General features: G+C 46.2%; 5 protein-coding genes. All 5 read left to right on the top strand.

All coding sequences use genetic code 11. From position 1 onward, the window contains the following. Positions 1–161: 161 nt before the first annotated feature. The 5 genes from cpaB to EGV91_RS17495 are packed head-to-tail and all read left to right on the top strand — an operon-like array spanning position 162 to position 4,063. Positions 162–986, top strand: coding sequence for a Flp pilus assembly protein CpaB (gene cpaB / locus EGV91_RS16500; RefSeq protein ID WP_175580332.1), 825 nt, complete (start codon positions 162–164; stop codon positions 984–986). Positions 987–998: 12 nt separating this feature from the next. Next, entirely contained in the window at positions 999–2,138 is a 1,140-nt protein-coding gene (locus EGV91_RS16495) for a CpaE/TadZ family protein (protein WP_135505657.1), read from the top strand. A 25-nt stretch (positions 2,139–2,163) separates the two neighbouring features. Next, positions 2,164–3,528: a TadA family conjugal transfer-associated ATPase gene (locus EGV91_RS16490; protein WP_135505655.1), complete on the top strand. Its 1,365-nt coding sequence runs from the start codon at positions 2,164–2,166 to the stop codon at positions 3,526–3,528. Further along, the gene (locus EGV91_RS16485; protein ID WP_135505653.1) at positions 3,519–3,923 is read left to right on the top strand and encodes a hypothetical protein; all 405 of its coding nucleotides are present in this window, start codon (positions 3,519–3,521) and stop codon (positions 3,921–3,923) included. Before EGV91_RS16490 ends, EGV91_RS16485 begins: the two co-directional genes overlap by 10 nt. Before the next feature lie 17 nt (positions 3,924–3,940). Next, a complete protein-coding gene (locus EGV91_RS17495) occupies positions 3,941–4,063 on the top strand; it encodes a hypothetical protein (protein WP_277751553.1) in 123 nt (40 codons plus the stop codon). Positions 4,064–4,152 lie beyond the last annotated feature (89 nt).

Genomic DNA, 4,152 nt, shown 5'->3' with positions numbered 1-4,152 from the left:
TTTTTTGACAAAGATTTGAAGTGGTGTTATTCATACATAGTAGAAGAAACCCGAGATATCAGTAAGCTGCGTTTACTTTGAAGAAAAAAGGAATAACTGCAAAGATACTTTTGAATTAACAAGTTGAAAAAATGACGATGAAAATCCAGGAGAGTGCCAACATGATCGAGTCTAAGAGAAAAGCCATTATCTTCTTTTTTCTTGCAGCAATTCTTGCAGGAACAGCAGGATTTCTAACTTTGCAAAAAGTGAAGGAATTGAATACGGATTTGGGGACGATGGTCAATGTTTATGCGGCTGGCCAAGATATTGCTTCACGCAGTGTCATTACCCCGAAGGACATTACTGTAGAAAAAATCCCTAAGAAATTCGTTACCGACGAACATATCACCAATACAGACGATTTGCAAAATAAGGTGTCGGTCATTCCATTGTCTTCCGGAGATTTGATTACAAAAAATATGTTGAAACAGGCATCTGCGGTTATGGAAGAAAATAATCGCTTGATCACATTGATGTCATCTGAGCGTGTCTTTTTTGATGAAGAACTGGAAGCTTTGGACCGCGTAGACATTATCGTGTCACTGCGTGAAAAAGAAGACAATAAAACTGAAATCTTCATGCAGGATGTAAAAGTGGCAAGAGTAGCGAATGACAGCAAAAAGTTTGCTGGGGTCCAGCTCGAAGTTTCACTAGAGCAAGCACCCAAATTGATACATATGCAAAATTACGCAGACAGTGTACGCATCATTAAGGCGAATGTCGGTACAGCGGGGTCAGAAGAAGCTGAAGAAGTGGAAGCGGCTGCCGCAGCAAAAGAAAAAGCTGAAGCAGAAGCGAAAGCTAAGGCTAAGGCAGAGGCAGAGGCTAAAGCAAAAGCTGAAGCAGAAAGTAAGGCCAAAGCTGAAGAAAAAAAAGCTGAAGAGAAAAAGCCTGCTGAAAAGAAAACTCAGGATGACGCTGCCAAAACGTCTTCGAATAACTAAGGGGGCCACGGCATGAAGCAATCACAATTATTGATCGTCGGACAAAAAAATGAACTATATACCCTGCTGACTCAGCAATTTGGCCAGGAATTCGACTTCATCGGCCTTGAACCGATTCACTTGCGTTCAGAATTGAAAAATACGAACCCCGCTTTGGTGCTCCTGCTCCACAATTCCGGAACGGATTTGGAAACGCTGGCGTACCTGCAGCAGGAACTTGACGATGTGCCGGTGGTTTTTGCCCATGAAAGCCATGATTTCCAATTATTTCGTGATTTAGTCAGGGCAGGGGCGATCGATTATTTCGTCATTCCGGAAGATTTAAATGGCTTGGCCAATCAAATTTCAATCATGCTTGCGCGCCTTCAAACGGCTCCCGAAAAAGAGAAGCAGTTAAGTTTCAAGCGGGGAAGCGGCCAGGTTTTCGCTTTTTACAGCGGCAAGGGCGGCAGCGGAAAAACTTTGTTGAGCACGGCGTTTGCACAGACCTTAAAATTCGAATCGACTGCACAAGTGCTGTACATCGACCTTAACCTTCAGTACGGCGGTGGAGAATCTTATCTAGGCGTAGAAACCACACGCACGATTTTGGATTTGGAGCCGGTCATTAAAGAGATGACTGAACAGCATTTGCGCAACGTAGCTGAAAAAGAGCCGCTATCGAAAATGGAATTGCTGATTAGCCCATGTGATGCAGAACTGGCTGAATACATTACCGAAGATTTTATCACTCGCTTGCTTCGTGTCTGCCGACGGGCCTATGACTTCATTGTGGTGGACTTGCCAGTGAACATGGATGAACGGACGTATACGGCATTAGTGGAAGCCGACCGCATTTATTACACTACATTGATGGACACGCCTTCTATCCGGGTGTTTAAACATACGGAAGAATTATTCCAGAAACTTGGGATTCCGACCACTGACCGGCTCGAAGTCGTGCTGAACGAAGTTGGACGCGAAAATGAGTTGTCGAGAAAAGACTTCGAACGTTTTATCGAATACCCGGTTGCGGCGGAAATCAGGCGCGACATTAAAGGTGTTCAAACGGCGATCAATAAAGGCGAAACCCTGCGTAAGATGCCAAAAGAGAAAAAGTTGACTCCCGCCGCAAAGGATATGCGGAAATGGGTGGTATCAATGCTAAAATAACCGTTTTTAGAAAGGTAGGATAGGGATGTCGCTCTTTCAGAGAAAAAGAACCGAAACAGCTGCAGCGGTCAGCGAACTTGTTTCAACGCAGACTTCACAAGTCCTTAGCCCTTTTTTGGAAGAATTGCTGGAACATTACAAAGCCCGTCTTTTGGCAGAAACGAACCTCGAGCCGCTGATTGCCGCCGAGGAAACGGAACGGCGATTGGCGATTGAAAGGCTGATCAGCCAATTCATGCTTGAAGAAAAAGTGGTCATTTCGAAAACGGATCGGGAAATGCTGCTGACCCGGCTGATTGATGAAACGGTGGGATTCGGTCCGATCGAACAATTATTAAAAGATCCGACCGTTACGGAGATCCTGGTGAATGGACCGCAGGAAATCCACGTTGAACGCAACGGCAGGCTAGAAGTTTCACACATAAAGTTTAAAAACGAAGAACATGTCCGGCATATTGTTGACCGGGTGATAGCGCCGCTTGGCAGGCGCATCGATGAAAGTTCGCCAATGGTCGATGCCCGGCTTCCGGATGGCAGCCGTGTCAATGCGGTGATACCGCCGATCAGCTTGAATGGAACCTTGTTATCCATCCGGAAATTCCGCAAAGAACCTTTTGAAATGGCTGATCTTCTGCATCTGTCTTCATTAGATGAATCGATGGCCATTTTCATCCAGGCATTGGTGAAAGCGAAATTGAATATCCTGATATCCGGAGGAACAGGCAGCGGTAAAACGACCTTATTGAATGCAGTGGCCAAGGCCATTCCAGTAAGTGAACGGGTCATTACGATTGAAGATTCGGCTGAACTCCGGCTGAACCGAGGAAGTGTTGTCGGCATGGAAGCACGTCCGGCCAATGTTGAAGGCCAAGGAGAAATCAGCATTCGCCAATTGGTCCGGAACTCGCTCCGGATGCGCCCGGACCGCATTATTGTCGGGGAGGTACGCGGGGCGGAAGCCTTCGACATGCTGCAGGCGATGAATACGGGGCATGAAGGTTCGCTGACAACTGTCCACTCGAATTCGCCGGCTGATGCCATCAGCCGCGTCGAAGGGATGGTCATTATGGCAGGAATGGATTTGCCGAGTGAGATCATCCGCGAATATATCGTCGGTGCATTGGATTTTATTGTCCAGGCGGATCGTTTGGGCGATGGGCAGCGGAAAATCGTCAACATTTCAGAGGTTTATGTAGATGAAGAAAAAGGCGTGAAAATTCGTGACGTCTTTATCTTCAAACGTACCGGTACCGGGAAAAATGGAGAAGTGCAAGGCTATTTCACCCCGACAGGCTATGTTCCGCAATGCATGGAGCATTTGAGGATGTTCGGCATCGAGCTTGATGAAGCCATCTTCAACAAGCGGGAAGAGGTGGCGCAATGGACTTAAGCATTGGCATCTTATATGGGGCAGCAGTTTTGGCATTGCTGTTTGGCTGCTATCTATTTCTCGATTATCGCCGGAAAAAGCAGGAATGGAAGAAAAAGCTGAAAACATGGTATCCCGAAGAAAAAAGAAAAAGTGCAATCAGCGTTTGGGGCGATCGCTTTGATGAGTCAGAAATGTCTCAAGGGCTGGCTAGAAAATTGAAGAGCGCAAATGTCAATTTGCTTGCTTCTGAGTATATCGGAATGCACGCACTCGGCATTTTAATGTTTTATGTCGTGTTCAACATGATTTTTAGTATGGCTGCACTGCCGAGCATCATTCTGACAGCAGGCATTCTGGTGGGAAGCCACTTTTTATTGTTTTATATCCGCAAGACAAGTATGAAGAGCGATTGAATAGCCAATGAGCGAAAGTGTGCCGGTTACTGGCAAACGCCGCAAGATCAGGCATGACGATTACGCAAGGAATTGACCTGGTGGCCAGGGAAGTCAATGAACCGGCAAAAGACGAATTCAAACGCTCTCCACTGAATTAAATCTTGCGTTCGATTGAACCATTGACGCTGCGATCCGTGCAGAAAAGAAATGAGTCGAGGGACTTCCAGTTGTTTATCGCCACTCTATT

The sequence above is a fragment of the Planococcus koreensis genome, assembly GCF_004761975.1.
Lineage (GTDB): Bacteria > Bacillota > Bacilli > Bacillales_A > Planococcaceae > Planococcus > Planococcus koreensis.
This window is presented reverse-complemented; position numbering and strand designations above follow the sequence as displayed.